This window comes from Candidatus Limnocylindrales bacterium (assembly GCA_035626395.1).
Taxonomy (GTDB): Bacteria; Desulfobacterota; Binatia; order UBA1149; family CAITLU01; genus DASPNH01.
Genome location: DASPNR010000011.1, coordinates 40192 through 54718, shown reverse-complemented (window position 1 = coordinate 54718; position 14527 = coordinate 40192). Strand labels below are relative to the sequence as shown.

Here is a 14527-nt window from a genome sequence, read left to right as displayed (position 1 = left end):
CCATCGCGGGGATGGCCGCGCCGCACTTTCCACGGTGACGGGGGCTTCATCCATCCTCTCGCGCCTGACCCGGCGCGAGATTCGACTGACGCAGGTGCTCTTGGCGGCTGCGCTGGCAGGGCTTGCCTTGCCGCTGACGGATATCGCCCATGCGCTGGCATTGGCGGTCGCTCGCGGGGCGTGGTTGGACGCGCTCGCCGACGCCATCTCTCTGTTGGTGCTGTCGTGCGTAGGCTACGGCGTGCTCGTGCACGAAGTTGCGCGGCTTGCGTGGCTGCGCTCGTCGCAGCGGCCTGCGATGCGTACGGCGGTGCATGCGGGATGGGGTCATCCGGTCGAGAGCGGCGAGGCGAGTGACAGCGCCCGGGCCGGCAACGGGAAGAATGCGTGCGGCCGGCCGAGCGCCAGCGGCTGCGCAGGCGACGATCGCCACCGGAGCGCCGGCGCGCAGTCCGTCGCCAGCTCGGTGCCCTCGCTGACGATCCTCGTGCCTTCGTACAAGGAGGAGACGCGGATCGTGCGGCGCACGCTGCTCTCGGCGGCGCTCCAGACGCATCTGAGTCGCCGCGTGGTGCTTCTCATCGACGATCCGCCGCATCCGCAGGACGTCGAAGGCCGCCGTCTTCTTCTGTCGGCGCGAAACCTGGTGCAGGAGCTCGATGCGCAGCTGCGTTGCATGCACGCGCGCTGCCGCGACGCGGGGTCGGCGCTCCTGTCCTGCGGCGAGACGGCCGAGTCGCGCATTCGTCTGGCCGAGCTTCTCGAGTCGTGTGCGCAATGGCTGCGCGAGCGCGCCGCCGACTGCGACGTCCGCGACCACGAAGAATCCTTCTTCGCCGACCACTGCCTCCTCGCGAGGGCGACGGCGCTCGAGGAGGAGGCGGCGAGCTGGCGCTCTGGAAGCGGCGACATTGCCGAGATGGCGCGGGTCCACGCCGAGGTTGCGTCGATGTTCGACTGCGGCGTCGACGCGTTCGAGCGCAAGCGCTTCGAGAACGTGGCACACGAGCCCAACAAGGCGATGAACCTCAACAGCTACCTGGCCTTGATGGGCGGCTGTTACCGCGAGGTCGCCTCGGGAGCCCGGCTGCTCCTGGAGCGGTGCGATGCGGCGCATGCAACGCTGCGGGTACCGGAGACGGAGCTGGTGCTTTTCCTGGACGCCGATACGATCGCGCTGCCGCAATATGCGCAGCGGATGGTCGAGGCGATGCGGCGCCGCGGCCACGAGAGCGTGGCCGTCGTGCAGACCCCTTACAGCGCATTCCCGTCCGCCTCCGGCTTCGTCGAACGCATCGCCGGCGCGACGACCGACGTCCAATACATCGTTCATCAGGGGATGACCGTGGCCGGCGCCGGCTTCTGGGTCGGCGCCAACGCCGTCGCACGTCTGGCGGCTCTGCGCGAGGTCGCGGTGACGGGCTGCGAGCGCGGCTGGCCGGTCACCAAATACCTGCACGACCGTACGGTGATCGAGGATACCGAGACGACGCTGGAACTGCGCCGGCGCGGCTGGCACGTGCGGAGCCTGGACGAACGCTTGGTGTTCAGCTCGACGCCGACCGACTTCGGTTCGCTTCTCGTGCAGCGACTTCGCTGGGCCAACGGTGGCGTGCTGCTCGTGCCGCGCCTGGTGCGGTCGCTGCTCGGCGGTGGGGGCTCACTTCGGTCCCGGGCGGCCGAAGCGGCGGTTCGCCTGCACTACCTGGTCTCGCTCGGACCGGCGAGCCTGGCGCTCCTGGCGTTGCCGTTCTGTTTCTACGACGAGGCGGTGCGGGCGCCGTGGCTGCCGCTGATGACGCTGTCGTATTTCGGACTCTACGGCCGCGACCTCGTCCGGTGCGGCTATCGGTGGAGCGATGTCGCCCGCGTCTATGCGCTCAACCTGCTGCTCATCCCCGTCAACGTTGCCGGGCTTCTCCTGTCGCTGCGGCAGTTGCTGACCGGGGACAAGCCGCGCTTCGTGCGCACGCCCAAGGTGGCTGAGCGCACGCCGGTGCCGGGAACGTGCATCGTCGCGCAGGTGGCGATGCTGTGCTTTTGGGCGGCCTTCGCGATCCACATCGCCATGGAAGGTGCGGTGCTGCGCTCGTCGCTGGTCGCGCTGCACGTCGGGTTGCTCGCCTACGGAATCACTCGCTACATCGGGTGGAACGAAGCGCTTTGCGACTTCCTTGCCGACGTGCGTGCCAATGTTCCGGAGGTATCGCGGGCTGCCGTGGAAGAGTGGGGTGTGCCGGGCGAGCGGTGATGGAGGCGGCCGCCGCTGGCGTGCGAAACGCGGCGTAGGCGCGTGTCGATTTCTCGTCGCCGCTCCGCTTTCGGGCTGCCGAAGCGTGCGCGTGCTGCGTCGAGATGCAAGCGTTGCAAGCCGCGGCGGGCGCGGCTACTTTCTTCGTTCCACGAACGGAGAGGTGTCCGAGCACGGTTTAAGGAGCACGCCTGGAACGCGTGTGTACTGTAACAGGTACCGTGGGTTCAAATCCCACCCTCTCCGCCACTTCATTTTCTGCGAAACGACGGTTCACAGACGACGACGCGACAATTGCGGGATTGCCGGGGCTTCTGGTGATCCAGTGGGCGCGGACGCTTCTCTCTGAACTGGGTTCGGGTCGATCTCCGCCGATATGGCCGAGTTTCTCCAAGTGCGATTTGGCCGGTTCCCGTAGGGTCGGCGGTGAGGCGAAAGTACAAGAGCCCGGCGGCTCGCTTCGCTGGCGACACCGGCCGCTGACGCCGGGCCTCTGGTTGGCGTGAAGCGGCCCGCCAGATGAAAGAAGAGGACGGCCCCACTGGACTTCTCGATCCGCCGAGCATCACGCGCTTCGCATCCGTTGGACCAAAGTCAACGCGGATTGGTCTGGCACGCCGTGTAGGAGTAGGATCGTATTGCTATGACAAAGGCTCTCCAGAAGGCTTTCGAGATCGCGTCGCGGCTGTCCGATCGCGAGCAAGACGAACTCGCTGCGGCCATCCTCGAGGAGATTCGTGCGGAGGATGCAAGGGATGCGGCTCTCGCAGCACCGCTGCCTGCTCTGGAGAAACTTGCAGAAGAAGCGCTGGCCGAGCACAGGGCCGGGCGCACCGAGCCACTTGATCCCGACAAACTGTGACATCGAAGACCACGGCCCGGTCGCGGCGCTGGAGGCGCTTCCGGCCCACGTTCGTGCGCGGGCGCGCAGCTCCTACCGCCTCTTCAAAGACAACCCCTCGCATCCCAGCCTGCAGTTCAAGCCGGTACATCCGCAACTTCCAATTTATTCTGCTCGGATCGGCTTGGGACACCGAGCGGTAGCGACGGTCGATGGGGACGAAGTTGTCTGGTTCTGGATCGGAACGCACCCGGAATACGAAAGGTTGTTAAAGCAGCTGTGAGCGGTGGGTCCAACTACACATGCAGCGGACGGGACGAGGCGGTGTTGCTGAAGGCGCAGGGCGCCCGCCGCTCAGGCAATCGTTAGGCGACTCAATCCCGACCCGTCACGCGGCGATAGGCTTTACTCCCAGTGTTTTTCGCTTCCGCTCGACCGCGGCCGGGTCGTACTGGATCTGCTGTGCAAGCCAGCTCTCCGCCCGTCGTGTCGAACGCGATGGAGAGACGCACCGCCACCATCCCGCTTCCCTTTCAGTGGGTGCCGCTTTGATGCTCGGACAGCCACATGGATAGTCGCTCCGGTGCGAAAGAGTATCTCGAACTTGAGGTCACAGTTTGTGACCTCGAGTTGCCGAATCCGTTGCTGACAGCTGAAGCATGGCGTCGCGACTGATGCTCCCTTACGTCGATCCAAATAAGCCGCGCAGCCGCCTCTACCTCGCCCTCGCGCGCCTTTCCTCCACAAGCCTCGGCGCCTGGATCTCCACCAACATCTCCTGGAAGCTCGACCCCTTCCTCCTCAGGCTCACGAACGGCCGCCTCAGCACCGCCAGCCCGCTTCCAACCGCGCTGCTGGAGACGCGAGGCGCCCGGACCGGCCAGCCGCGTTTCAACGCCACGCTCTACTTCCACGACGGCGACCGAGTCACGATCATTGCATCGAAGCGCGGCCTGCCGGAGCACCCGGCGTGGTACCACAACCTTCGCAAGAATTTCGACGTCATCTACGGCGGCGTTCCGTTGCGCGCCGTCGTCGTCGAGGACGACGCCGAGCGACAGCGGCTCTGGCAGCTTGCGGATAAAGTCTTCCCGGAGTTCAAAGGCTATCGCGCGCGAGCTGCGCAGGCCGGCCGCACGATTCCGATCGTCCAACTCGTTCCGCGTTGAACTGGCCTGAGGGTATGGAGATGAGCGAACCGCCATCACCAATAGAGTTCTGGTTCGACTTCGCTTCCGGCTACGCCTACTTCGCCGCGCTCGAGATCGACGCGCTGGCGCAGCGGCACGGCCCGGCCAGGTCGGCAAGGTGGGGGACCGATCGGACGGACCCAGAGCTGCGGCGCGCGGCCGAGTTGACAGGAGACCGACGGATTCGACCGGCGACGCTTGGAGATGGCGGCCTGTTCTTCCTATCCCCCGAGGTGCTGCGCAGCCTCGGTCTGACCGACGGCTGCGGCTTCGACTCCGAAGGCAACCTGTGGGTAATGCTGGTCACCGCGAACAAGATCGTCGCGATCACGCCGGCGTTCGAGGTGGTGACCATGCTTGAGGGACGGGAGTCACGACCGAGACCAAGGAACGCGGTGGAGTCGCTGGCCACAGTCAATGCCTGACTGCTAGGTTCGGCCCATGTCACGGCAGACGGTCGCAGTAGCACCGGTGGTCGCCTTTTGTCTCGCGGCGGCTATAGATGCGTTGGCCGCCCCGCCGCTTTTCTTTCCTGCCACTGAGGATCTCATCACCACCACCCTCCAAGCAGTGCCGGCGGTGAAAGAAGGCATTGCCGGCCGGGCGTTGCGCGAACGGCTCGTCCTGCTCGAGGCCGGGCTGCTGGAACGCTCATCAACTGTCGAGCTGAATCTGTTCGACGATGTCCGCGTCTTCGCCCGCCGGACCGCCTTGACATACCGAGCTGGTGGCATGCTGAGCTGGAGCGGCAAGCTCGAGGGCGTTGACGTCGGTCAAGCGGTGGCGGTAGTCGCGGAGGACGGCATCGTCGCACGGGTTCAGGTGGACTATGCAACCTTCGAAGTGGAACCGGCTGCGAACGGACTTCACTGGATCCGGCAACTGCAGCCACAGCCCATATACGGCGACGGAGAGCCTCTGAGGGCGTCCCACGGACACAAACGGCGTGACTTTCCGGACGTCACTCATTCGCTGCCATCTGTACGCGAGCGCCACTCGGACGTCATCAATGTCCTGGTGGTCTACACCAACCGAATCGCGACATTCGATCCAGCAGCCGAGGCAAAGATTCAGCTTGCTGTGGATGCCGCAAACGACGCCTACGACAATAGCGGCATGATCACGAGAATCCGGCTGGCTCATGTCGCCGGCCTCGACTATCCCGAGGTATCGCCTGATCCTGCGGCGATCGTTCCGAGCCTGCGTGATCCCGGTGACGGAGTCCTCGATGAGGTCCATGCGCTGCGCAACGCCTATCTCGCTGACCTCGTCGTCTTCGTCTCGCACACTTCCGACAACGTCTGCGGCCGTGCCTATCTCATGCAGGACGTGGACGTCTCCTTCGAGTCGTCTGCCTTCAGCATGGTGCTCTTCTCCTGCCTCCCTGGCGGACTGACCCTCGCGCACGAGCTGGGGCACAACATGGGCTGCCAGCATGATCGGGTGAACGCCGGGTCGGTGCCGGCATTTCCCTACGCCTATGGCTACCAGGAACCACGAGGCGATTTCCGCACGGTGATGGCTTCTTTTGAGGGCTGCGCGGGGAGCTGTCCCCAGATTCCGTACTTCGCCAACCCGGAAGTTCTCTACGAGGGAGCACCGACCGGCGTGGCGGCGGGGTCGGCCGACGCCGCGGCCTGCGCGATGGCGATCGATCAGACTTACGAGACCGTGAAGCGATTCCGCGAGCTGATCGCGCCGACGGGAATCACAACCTCCTCGGATCTGACGGACGCGGTGCGTATCGACGTCATCCACCCATGGCCGTACCGCTTCCGCATCTACCGATCGTTGGCAGATTCACCGCTGGAGTTGATCGCCGACGGCGTGGAAAGTTCCTTTCTCGACCGTCCGCTTCAGGCCGGTATCGGTTATCAGTATTTCGCGAGTGCTGTCACGGCGGATGGCCAAGAAAGTGACGTGTTCGGCCCTGTCCTCGGCACGCCTCTCGTCCCGACGTGCGGCAACGGGCTACTGGAAACGCCGGCCGAGGAGTGCGACGACGCGAATACTGAAGCGGTAGACGGGTGTTCACCTTCGTGTTCGCGCGAGCCACGGATCAGCCAGATCGGCGAGGCCTGCATCGGTGTCGCGAATCGAACGGCGATAAACGTGAGCTCGATGCAGGCACGACAGAGCCTGTCGTGCCTGTCGGATGCGCAGGCTGCCCGCGATGATTTCGGCGACTGCGTCGACAGCCCCAATGATAGCCTCGCTGCCGCACGCGACGACGCGATCGCCTCTGAATGGCCGGAGTGCAGCAAAGTCGAGTACGGTTACGCCGGCATGGCCGCCGCCATCGATGCAGCGGTCGCCGAGCGGACCGCCCTTCTCGAAGACCTGTTTGGACGAGACATATCCGCGGCACCGGTCATCCGCAGCCAGAACTCATCGGGCGCACGCTGTCAAAAGCTAACTGTTAAAGCCGTCGACGGTGTCATGGCCAAGTACATGCGCCGCTACACGGCCTGCACGGACGTCCGCATCGATCAAGGCAAAGTGACCGCACCGCAGAGCTTCGCGTATTGCTTGACAGCCGCCCCGGGCGACACACCCAAGGAGGACCGCCTGCTGTTTCGTGCGCTCGACAAGCTGGAGCGAACCGTTCTGCTGAGCTGCGCTCCGACAGAATTGGCGCGACTTTTGCCGGGTCAATGCGCAACGTCTTCACCGCAAGTGTTCACGCAGTGCATGCACCGCGGCGTGATCTGTCGAGCTTGCCGCATCTACCGTCAAGCGGGCGAGCTACCGTTCGATTGCGACGTGATCGACGACGGCACCGCCAATGGCAGTTGCGCGCCGTGAAACAAGAGCGGCAAGTACAGCACGTCGGCGACGTTCGTGGTGATGAACTGAGCCGCACCGATGGAAGCATACTACCTACTAGGCATCATTGCGTGGTCAGCCGCGCCTGCACCGCGGTGTTGCGCCGCACGGCGTCGAGCTCGGCGCGCACGCACCACTGCTCGACACCGTCGCGGCTCATCGACAGCTCGGCAACCACCGGAGTGGCCACCGGCAGCCTCGAAGGATGCAGGCCCTCCGCCAGCAAGCGAGAAGCGGGTACGGCCGGCGCCGGCGCGAAGACGCGCCCCGGCCACTGCGCCCGAGACGTTGCGGTCCGGGTAGGCAAGCGTGCCGGGACTGCGTGCGGTCCAACACGCCGGCTCGGCGCACTCGTTCGCGAAGATGAGCTCGCGTGAGAGCGCGCCGTCGTCGTGAACGCACAGCGCGTAGCTCGCTGTCGAATCAACGGACGGATCGAGCAGCTCGGCGGCCGTCACCTGCGGTCCGTGGACGTGATCCCAACCCAGCCTGTCGCCTTGCGCGCCTGCATCTATTCGCAAGTGCGCCTTCTCCTGCTGCCGGTCGCGGCACGGTGACGGTTCGCGCACTGCCGGCGGACACCGGTAAGGCGGAGGCGGCAGGCTCTTGATCCACTCCTCCAGAACGGTGACGAACTCCTCGTCACGCTCGGCGCGTCCGACCGATGGCATGCGAGCGGCGCGATCCGTCGTTTCGGTTCGCTGATGGAGGATCGACAGCGACGGGACACCGGGCCGCACCACCCGCGCGGCGTCGCTGGCATAGTCGCCGGCCAGCTCGCCCATGACCAGGCCCTGCTCCGCAAGCGGCGTGGTAAAGCGGCCGTCCCACAGCGCACGGTCGATCACGATAGCACCGTGGCAGTGCGAGTAGTTCGAATCCAGATACGAGCGCACGTGCGTCTCGGCCGTCGCCGTCTCGTCGTCCAACGCGCGCAACGGCTCGATCGCGGCGATGGCCTCGTCGCTCAACGGCGTCGAGAAGTACGAGGCATCGCTCAGCCACTGCAGCTGATCGAGATCCGAGTCGAGCGAGGCGTCGGCGGTCAGGCCGGTCGGATGGCGCGACTTGATTCCGAGGACCTGGCCGGCGCCGCCCGTGTGGCAGGTCAGGCAGCCGTTGGGGCCGGGAAACCAGTAGGTCTGCATTCGCGTGCCGCCGCCGGTCTGCACGGCGATCTCGGCCTCGAAGGGCTCGGTGTGAGATCGGCATCGCTTGCATCGGCGCGCCATCGATATGTTGCGCCATAGAGCTGCCGGCTGGCCTGCATCACCAGCACACGCGTCTCCAGCGGTGTCAGCTGTGCGGTCGACGTGGCTAGGTCGAAGTGCTTGACGAAGACGCTGCCGGCCGGGAACGTCCACGCGCCGTCGGTCGAGTACGTGATGGAGCTACCCGTGGGGACCGCCAGCCAGCGCCGCTTGAGCGCGCCATCCGACCATAGGGGGCTGCGCACCCAGTACGGAACCAGACCGGTGCGCGGCGTCAGCGGCGACAGATCGGTGAAGAGCCCGGTCTGCGAGAGCAGAAGAGGCATCGCGCCGGGATCCTTGGGAGCGGCCACGATCTTGTGGATCTGACCCGGCTCGCCGAGCGTCAAGAGGTGCATCTCGCCGGCATGGTCGACTCCGAAGGAGGTGATCCCATCCTCGCGGAAGCGGAACGGCGTCTGCATGAGAAGGGTGTTCTCCAGCACCGAAACGGTCTGCCCGGTCTTCCCGTACCGAAGGGCCCCGACGCGGCCCGAGAGGTAGTCGCCGTAGATGTACCTGCCGTAGAGATCGCGTAACGGCTGCCGCGATCGACGTATCCGCCGATGATGGTCCCGCCCAGGCTGCGGTCGTAATCCAGGATCGGATCGGTCCGGTGCCGATGAGCGGGCTGGGAACCCCGAGGTGGTCCTCGAAGGCGATGCTGCCTTCGCGCCAGTTCCACTGGAAATTGGCGCCAGCCTGCAGGATGTCGAGCTCCTCGCGATTGTTCTGGCCGGCGTCGGCGATCCAGGTCAGGTCGTCGGCGGCATCGTGCGTCATGCGGTGAGGGCTGCGAAGGCCGATGGCGTAGAACTCCTCGAGCGCGTCGGTGACACCGACGAAAGGGTTGTCGCTGGGAATGTAGTAGTTGTCGGTCATTTTCGTCAGCGGCTGGCGCCAGATCGGATGGCTGACGTCGCCTCCACGCATGTCGACGTCGATGCGCAGCACGCCCGGCCAGGTCGGCAAGGTGGGGGACCGATCGGACGGACCCAGAGCTGCGGCGCGCGGCCGACGGATTCGACCGGCGACGCTTGGAGATGGCCGCTTGTTGTTCCTATCCCTTATCCCCTTCAGTCCGGTTCAGCTCCGACTAGGTCTTCGAGCGACACGCGAAGCACCTTCGCAAGCCGGCGTAGCAGCGCGACCGAAGGATCCCCTTTGCCGGATTCCAGCTTGAAGACGTGGGCGGGAGTGATGTCGACGGACGCCGCGACCTGGGCTGCCGTCATACCGCGGTGCTCGCGCCATACGCGCAGCGGAGTCTCCCCGGCCAGCAGCCGATTGACGACAGCGGCAGGGACCGTCTCCTCCTTGCCCGCGGCGTAGCGCTTCGCGAAACGAACGAGCGCGGCGGTGTCCTCCGCGTCGTCGGCCAACGCGCGCAGCGCCTGGTATTCATCGTAAGCAAGCACTGCGAACGCAGGCTTCCCATTGGCTTCGAGAATTCGGACACTCATCGATACACCTCGCTTCGCGACTCGGATTACCTGGATCACGATGCGTCCATGGTCGAGCAAATACACGACGCGCCAGTCGCCGACTCTCAGACGGTAGCCCGGATGCTCCGTCAGCTTCTTGACGTTGGCGGCCGCCTGCGGGTTCTTCGCCAGTTCGTCGAGCTTGCGGCGGATACGAAGAGTCTGGTCTCTCGGCATCCGCAGAAGCGCCCTCGCGGCATCGCGCGTGAATTCCAACTCCCACACGCGCCAGAGATAACCTGAAGTGTACCCAGAAGCAACTCTGAGTTTACGCCCAGTACGGCACGTTTTTGATGGAATGGAACGGAAGCCGGCGGAGTTCTCGGTATTTGGAGGGCCCGTCTTCTGTCTTCACGAGACAATGGCTCCGGGGCTTCGATTCTGTCGCGAGGGCCTACGAAAATTGGCCCCATCTAATTTTGCTGACCGCTGGGACCAACAGCGATTTTTTCGGGACGCCCCGAATTCCGGTGACAATTCCCACAGCTTTTGGTGACAAAAGTCTCTCGCGAATGATGCCAACGATTGGCCCGACATTGGCATCCCACGCGCAGGCGACTGCGTTCCCGCGCGTTCCCTGATCCGGCGAGGCATTCTGTTCGGTGGTTCAGGGAATTCACTCGGATTCAGGCAAGCGCAGCAGACTCGCCGCTAGGCAGCCAGTCGCGAGAACTCCCAGTAAATTCCCGAGTATCAGGGAATCTGCGGTCCAGTCCGCAGAGAACGGATCTCCGATACCTCCGCCCACCGCCAGGTTACAGAAGATCGACTGCCGGCATCGCGGCGGTGGTAGGCGACGACGGCCTGAGTAGGATCGCGCGGCCGGCGATCTAGTGTCGCAGGTCTTCGGACAGCACTTCGCTTCTGTCGGCGCGCACCGTCAACCGTCCATCTTGCACGGTGACCTGGATGTCGTCGGCCGACGGCGATAGCCTGGCGCGAACCTCGCCGTTGACGATGACGCGGTCGTCTTCGACCAGCAGCTCGTGCTCTCCGACGCGAACTCTTGCCCTGCCTCCCTCTGCCTGGATGCTCACACCACTGTCGCCGGACGCGCGGATGGTGCGATCGCCCACGGTTGCCGTCGCCATTCCCGGCGTGGCGCTTCCACTCGTCGCGCTGCCGCTCGTGGCGCTGCCGCCAACGGCCGTTGCCGAGCCGCTCGTTGCCGATCCGGGGGTTGCGGAGCCGCCAGTCACCGAGCCGCCGACCGCAGACCCGCCGACGGCATCACCACCGCGCGCGTCACCGCCCCGCGCCGAGCCACCGGTAGCCGAGCCGCCGGTAGCCGAGCCGCCCACGGCGGAGCCACCAGTCACCGTGCCGCCCGTGATCGTCACGCTTGAGTCGCCTCGTCGATGTTTCTGCGGATCCGCTTGCGCGGGAGATGTCAGGCAAAGAATCGACAACGCCGCAGTTGTGGCGATGCCGGATAGCGATGGAACACAGAGTGATGATGGTTTCATGGAAACGAAACGCGACAGCCCGCGGTTTCCCGCGGGCCGTCATTGCGTTCTCTATGTTTTGTATCGGACCTTACGGGGCGGCGGTGCCGTCGCCGCCGGTGCCCGTGGCCGAGCCGCCGGTGCGATCGATCGAGCCGCCGGTGCCGCTGCCGCCGGTGCCGGTGGCCGTGCCGCCGGTGCCGGCTCCGCCAGTGGCCGAGCCGCCGGTGGTGGTACCACCAGTGGCGCTACCGCCAGTGGCCGCTCCGCCCGTCGCGGTGCTGCCGGTCGTCGGCGTGTTCACCGTCGAATGCGGCATGATCTTGGCCTTGTCGCCGAGCTGGATGGTCGCACCCGTGGTGTCGCCACTGCTCGCCGATCCGCCGGTGGCCGCGCCGCCGGTGGTGTCGCCGCCGCGAGTGTTGCTCGCAGCGTCGCCGCCGGTGCCCGTGCTGGTCGCGGTGCCTGAGCCGCCGGTGCCCGTGCTGGTCGCGGTGCCACTCGTGGATGCGGCGCCCGATCCGCCCGTGCCAACGGCCTTTTCAGAGCCGGTTGCGCTGCCGTGTTTGTTCTTCTGGTGCCCCTTGCCGTGTTCCAGCCCAGTCTCCGACTGGGCAAAGCTCATCGGCGCGGGTGCAACTGTGATGAGAAAGGCTGCTCCAAGGATTGCCGTGCATGCGTTGAGTTTCTTCATAATGACCTGCGACCGGCAGCGGGTTTGTATTATTCATGTTGTGCCGGTGCGATTCTTTTTTAGCAGGCAATTGCACAGTCGACAGGACCGCAGCCGTGGGTATGGCGCGCATCCAGCAGAAAAATGACTGGTCGCGTGGTGAGCAAACGTCGAAACTCTGCTGCGCCAGCGCGTCTGCGCACTGCGCGAAGCTGTCGTCGCATGTTCATTCCAGCGCTTGCGCGAGCGAGGCCATATCTGCCGGTGGCGATCGAGAACGGTAGCACGCCCGACGGCAGCATCGCCGCGTGGCATCTGCCTCAACGTACCTCAACGAGCGTCATCATTCCCGAGTCCGCATGCTCCAGGATGTGGCAGTGGAGCATCCAACGTCCGAGGTCGACCGGAACCACACCGATGTCGATCGATTCGCGCGGCCGCATCAGCACCGTGTCACGCCATGCCGGTTCGTCCACTGGGGAACCGGAGCGCGCCAGTACCTTGAAGAACATCCCGTGGATGTGCATCGGATGGAGGCGTGCCGAATCGTTGATGAAGCGGATCTTGGCGAAGCGGCCGGCGTCGAGCCGATACGGCGCCTCGTGATGATGGTGCCCGGGCTCGTCATGCCGCATCACCGCAGCGTTGATCGTCCATTCGATGCCATAGGGGCCGCCGGCACGTGCGTTGAGGCGCAGCTCATGGTCCGGCGCGAGCCTCGACGCCTCCGCCCACGCCGGCACGGTGCCGGACGGATGCCCTGCAGGAGGCGTCGCAACCGCCTCGCCTTCGACAGTGATCGATGCGAGCTCGATGGGAGTCCTGGTGAACCGGTCATGGATCACGAAAGTGCGGCCGACAGCGTCCGAGGGGATGACGAGGTCGAAGTCGGCGCGGTTGCCCGGTGCCAGCTCGACGCGCGAAGCCGGTCGCGGCTGCGGCAGATACATTCCGTCCTGCGCGATGATCTGCGGCCGCAGCTCGCCAAAGTCGAGCGCAAACACGCGGCCATTGGCGACGTCGACCGCGCGGATGCGCAGGCGTTGCCCCGGACGTGCCGAGAATCGCGGACGCACCTTGCCGGACACCGTCACGACGTTCCCCCAGCGTCCGTCGTGCGCAAGGTCGCTGCGGGTGATGAAGCTCTCGCGCAGCCGGCCGGTGCCGTCGAGCAGCCAGTCATCCAGCACCCAGATCATCTCCTCGACGTGCGCGGCCGGTGCTTCGTCCTCGACGATCAGCACGCCGTACAGGCCTCGCTCGACCTGCTCGCTCGAGCGCAGATGCGGATGGAACCAGAACGTTCCCGCCTCGCGCGGGGTGAATTCGTAGACGAACGTCTGTCCGGGCTGGACCGGTTCCTGCGTCACGCCCGGCACGCCGTCCATGGCGTTGGGCACGCGTACGCCGTGCCAGTGGATCGTAGTCGGCTGCGGCAGGCCGTTCGTGAAGTGAACGCGAAGCGTATCGCCGCGCCGTACGCGCAAGGTCGGCCCCGGCACCTGCCCGTTATACGCCCACACGTCGAAGGCGCGGCCGTCGAACATCGGCACGGTCGCCGGCGCCGCGCGAATTGCCGCCTCCACGATTCGCCGGCCGTTGCGCTCACTTGCCTCGAAGGCGCCTTCGGCTTCGAGCGCCAGGCATTGGCGCAGCGTCGCATCGTCGACGGAAGCCCCTGACCGGCAGCGCTGGCGAAGCTGCCACCGCTCCAGGCCCGGCAAGGCCACGGCTGCGGCGGCCGCGGCGACCATGGCGGCCGCGACAGCTGCGGCAAGGACGCGCGGGCGCGGCCGGCCACCTTCCCTGGACACGTCGCGGCTGCGCACGTGTTCGTCGTCGATCATCGGCAACTGCGCATGCTGCGGCATCGGGCCGCAAAATCCATCGAGAGTGGGCGCTTGCATCGGTGACGATGCGCAGGAGGGCCGGCGGCGAGCCTGGCAGACGCCCGCGGCCGTCCGCGCGCGCCAAGGAAACGTTGCACCGCCGTGCTAGCATCCAGCATCCGGCTGCGGCCATGAAACGCCTCTCCTCACCGTACACGTTTCTGAACAAGCGCGTCTTTCCCGTGCTGTGGTTCGTCTTCCTCGGCGGGTTCCTCGTTCACGTCGCCGTCAGCGGCCGCGGCCGGGAAAGGCCGATGCTCTTCGTCATCCCCACCGTCATGGCGGCCTTCGGCTTCGTCACCACCAGGAAGCTGGTGGGTGATCTAGCCGATGAAGTCTACGACTGCGGCGACTTCCTGCTCTTCAAGCGCGGCGGGGAGGAGGAGAGAATTGCGCTGTCCGATGTCATGAACGTCAGCATCACGACGCTGGTCAATCCGCCGCGCATCACGCTGCGCCTGGCGGCGCCGTGCAGGTTCGGCGATGAGATCGCCTTCTCCCCGATCGTCGGGCTGCGCCTGAACCCGTTCGGCAGGATCGAGATCGGCGAGGACCTCATCCACCGCGTGGACCGTGCGCGGTCGCAGCGGCGAAGCTGAGGGCCACGCCTGCGCCCGGGCGAGTTGCTCGCACACGCGTGAGCGAGCGGCTGCCGCCCATGAGCGCACGGCGTGCGTG

At 65.8% G+C, this 14527-nt stretch carries 12 protein-coding genes and 1 tRNA gene; 7 read left to right on the top strand and 6 right to left on the bottom strand.

The genetic code is table 11. From position 1 onward, the window contains the following. The first annotated feature begins 34 nt into the window (after window positions 1-34). From VEC57_06155 to VEC57_06130, 6 genes are all read left to right on the top strand, one after another. The gene (locus VEC57_06155; protein HYB98702.1) at window positions 35-2251 is read left to right on the top strand and encodes a glycosyltransferase family 2 protein; all 2217 of its coding nucleotides are present in this window, start codon (window positions 35-37) and stop codon (window positions 2249-2251) included. 157 nt (window positions 2252-2408) lie between these two features. Beyond that, window positions 2409-2500: transfer RNA gene (locus VEC57_06150), tRNA-Ser, on the top strand. Window positions 2501-2894: 394 nt separating this feature from the next. Next, window positions 2895-3113: a hypothetical protein gene (locus tag VEC57_06145; GenBank protein HYB98701.1), complete on the top strand. Its 219-nt coding sequence runs from the start codon at window positions 2895-2897 to the stop codon at window positions 3111-3113. Between the two features lie 653 nt (window positions 3114-3766). Next, the gene (locus VEC57_06140; GenBank protein HYB98700.1) at window positions 3767-4261 is read left to right on the top strand and encodes a nitroreductase/quinone reductase family protein; all 495 of its coding nucleotides are present in this window, start codon (window positions 3767-3769) and stop codon (window positions 4259-4261) included. A 20-nt stretch (window positions 4262-4281) separates the two neighbouring features. Next, window positions 4282-4707: a hypothetical protein gene (locus VEC57_06135; protein HYB98699.1), complete on the top strand. Its 426-nt coding sequence runs from the start codon at window positions 4282-4284 to the stop codon at window positions 4705-4707. A 16-nt stretch (window positions 4708-4723) separates the two neighbouring features. Then, on the top strand, window positions 4724-7087 hold the full coding sequence (locus VEC57_06130) for a M12 family metallo-peptidase (GenBank protein ID HYB98698.1): 2364 nt from the start codon (window positions 4724-4726) through the stop codon (window positions 7085-7087). Window positions 7088-7158: 71 nt separating this feature from the next. Here the strand turns inward: VEC57_06130 and VEC57_06125 are convergent, their stop codons facing one another. The 6 genes from VEC57_06125 to VEC57_06100 all read right to left on the bottom strand — a co-directional run bounded on the left by VEC57_06125 (window position 7159) and on the right by VEC57_06100 (window position 13807). Then, on the bottom strand, window positions 7159-8256 hold the full coding sequence (locus tag VEC57_06125; GenBank protein HYB98697.1) for a hypothetical protein: 1098 nt from the start codon (window positions 8254-8256) through the stop codon (window positions 7159-7161). After that, a complete protein-coding gene (locus VEC57_06120) occupies window positions 8217-8783 on the bottom strand; it encodes a hypothetical protein (protein HYB98696.1) in 567 nt (188 codons plus the stop codon). Before VEC57_06120 ends, VEC57_06125 begins: the two co-directional genes overlap by 40 nt. Before the next feature lie 651 nt (window positions 8784-9434). Beyond that, window positions 9435-10058 carry a helix-turn-helix domain-containing protein gene (locus VEC57_06115; protein ID HYB98695.1) on the bottom strand — a complete coding sequence of 208 codons (624 nt, stop codon included), beginning with the start codon at window positions 10056-10058 and terminating at the stop codon, window positions 9435-9437. Window positions 10059-10672: 614 nt separating this feature from the next. After that, window positions 10673-11182 (bottom strand): hypothetical protein, encoded by a 510-nt coding sequence (locus tag VEC57_06110; protein ID HYB98694.1) that lies wholly within the window; start codon window positions 11180-11182, stop codon window positions 10673-10675. A gap of 196 nt (window positions 11183-11378) precedes the next feature. Next, the gene (locus VEC57_06105; protein HYB98693.1) at window positions 11379-11912 is read right to left on the bottom strand and encodes a hypothetical protein; all 534 of its coding nucleotides are present in this window, start codon (window positions 11910-11912) and stop codon (window positions 11379-11381) included. Between the two features lie 368 nt (window positions 11913-12280). Next, complete coding sequence (locus tag VEC57_06100) at window positions 12281-13807, bottom strand: multicopper oxidase family protein (GenBank protein ID HYB98692.1); 1527 nt, start codon at window positions 13805-13807, stop codon at window positions 12281-12283. A 173-nt stretch (window positions 13808-13980) separates the two neighbouring features. Here VEC57_06100 and VEC57_06095 point away from each other — a divergent pair, with 173 nt between their 5' ends. Then, window positions 13981-14448: a hypothetical protein gene (locus VEC57_06095; protein HYB98691.1), complete on the top strand. Its 468-nt coding sequence runs from the start codon at window positions 13981-13983 to the stop codon at window positions 14446-14448. Window positions 14449-14527: the final 79 nt, after the last annotated feature.

Excerpts from the sequence above, each read along its gene's own strand:
- VEC57_06145 (HYB98701.1), top strand. The coding sequence starts at position 2,895 with ATGACAAAGGCTCTCCAGAAGGCTTTCGAGATCGCGTCGCGGCTGTCC.
- VEC57_06140 (HYB98700.1), top strand. The coding sequence starts at position 3,767 with ATGCTCCCTTACGTCGATCCAAATAAGCCGCGCAGCCGCCTCTACCTC.
- VEC57_06135 (HYB98699.1), top strand. The coding sequence starts at position 4,282 with ATGAGCGAACCGCCATCACCAATAGAGTTCTGGTTCGACTTCGCTTCC.
- VEC57_06130 (HYB98698.1), top strand. The coding sequence starts at position 4,724 with ATGTCACGGCAGACGGTCGCAGTAGCACCGGTGGTCGCCTTTTGTCTC.
- VEC57_06125 (HYB98697.1), bottom strand. The coding sequence starts at position 8,256 with ATGCAGACCTACTGGTTTCCCGGCCCCAACGGCTGCCTGACCTGCCAC.
- VEC57_06120 (HYB98696.1), bottom strand. The coding sequence starts at position 8,783 with ATGCAGACGCCGTTCCGCTTCCGCGAGGATGGGATCACCTCCTTCGGA.
- VEC57_06105 (HYB98693.1), bottom strand. The coding sequence starts at position 11,912 with ATGAGCTTTGCCCAGTCGGAGACTGGGCTGGAACACGGCAAGGGGCAC.
- VEC57_06100 (HYB98692.1), bottom strand. The coding sequence starts at position 13,807 with ATGATCGACGACGAACACGTGCGCAGCCGCGACGTGTCCAGGGAAGGT.
- VEC57_06095 (HYB98691.1), top strand. The coding sequence starts at position 13,981 with ATGAAACGCCTCTCCTCACCGTACACGTTTCTGAACAAGCGCGTCTTT.